This is a genomic window from Streptomyces glaucescens (assembly GCF_002154375.1).
GTDB lineage: Bacteria > Actinomycetota > Actinomycetes > Streptomycetales > Streptomycetaceae > Streptomyces > Streptomyces glaucescens.
The window spans coordinates 1-1,144 of the sequence record NZ_MUND01000704.1; the positions used below are offsets into that span (position 1 = coordinate 1).

General features: G+C 75.4%; 2 pseudogenes. One reads left to right on the forward strand and one right to left on the reverse strand.

Annotation, left to right across the window (positions count from 1 at the left end):
* Positions 1 to 576: pseudogene (locus tag CCN42_RS35450) on the forward strand (hypothetical protein); the annotation flags it as partial.
* A 4-nt stretch (positions 577 to 580) separates the two neighbouring features.
* Here the strand turns inward: CCN42_RS35450 and CCN42_RS35455 are convergent.
* Positions 581 to 1,144: pseudogene (locus tag CCN42_RS35455) on the reverse strand (type III PLP-dependent enzyme domain-containing protein); the annotation flags it as partial.

The following is a 1,144-nucleotide window of genomic DNA, read 5'->3' on the forward strand; positions in this document are numbered from 1 at the left end:
GCCGACGACCCGGCCGTCGTCGAGGACCAGCTCAACGGCATCACGTTCCCCCTGCTCGACGGCTGGGTCCGCCCCCGCGGCGTCAGCCAGGAGAACGTCGTGATGACCACCGACGGCACCTACGACTGCCCGAGCGGCACCGGCTTCTGCCGCCACGGCATGGTCTTCTCCCGCACGGCCACCGCCACCGACGAGACCTCACCGAAGGCCCTCGCCGAGGACGACATCGCCGAAGCCGCCGACGAGGCCTACGACCGCGACGCCCTCGGCCGGCGCCCCTACGGCGGCGTCGAGTCCCACCGGCTCGTCGACTCCGGACCGGTCGCCGTGGCGGGCCGCGCCGGGTACTTCGTGCGCTGGCGCGTCACGACCGCCGAGGGGCCCGGCGGCTACGTCCAGTCCCTCGCCTTCCAGTCCAGCGTCGGCACCGAGTCGCCGGTCATCGTCCGCTACGTCTTCGACGCGGGCGAGGACGGCCCGCCGCCGGGCGACATGGACCGCATCACCAAGGGCATCCGCGTGCGCGGCGACACCGACCCGGGCGGCGGCGTGGGCAGCAGCGTCGGACCCGGCTGAGCCGCTACAGGAACGTACGGCCCTCGCCCCGGTACGTCGGCACGGTCGCCGTCACCCGGTCGCCCTCGACCAGGTGCAGCGCGTCGAACCGCTCGCACAGCTCACCCGCCTTGGCGTGCCGGAACCACACCTTGTCGCCGATCAGCAGATCGTCGGCGGGCGAGCCCAGCAGCGGGGTCTGCACCTCGCCGGCCCCCTCCTGCGGGTCGTAGCGCAGCCCCTCGGGCAGGTACGGCACCGGCAGCCGGTCCCGGCCCGCCGCGCCGGAGGCCGGATAGCCCCCGCCGAGCACCGTCACCACGCCCACCCCGGGCCGCCGCACCACCGGCTGCGCGAACAGCGCGGCCGGACGCCCGCTGAACGAGGTGTAGTTGTCGAACAGCCGCGGCAGATAGAGCCCGGACCCCGCCGCGACCTCCGTCACCGCGTCCTCCGCCACCGTGTGCTGCACACTGCCCGTGCCGCCGCCGTTGACGAACTCCAGCCCCGGCACCACCGCCCGCACGGCGCGCACCACCGCGGCCCGCCGCGCTCGGCCAGTTCCCGGCGGGCCGCGGTGGTGCGCGCC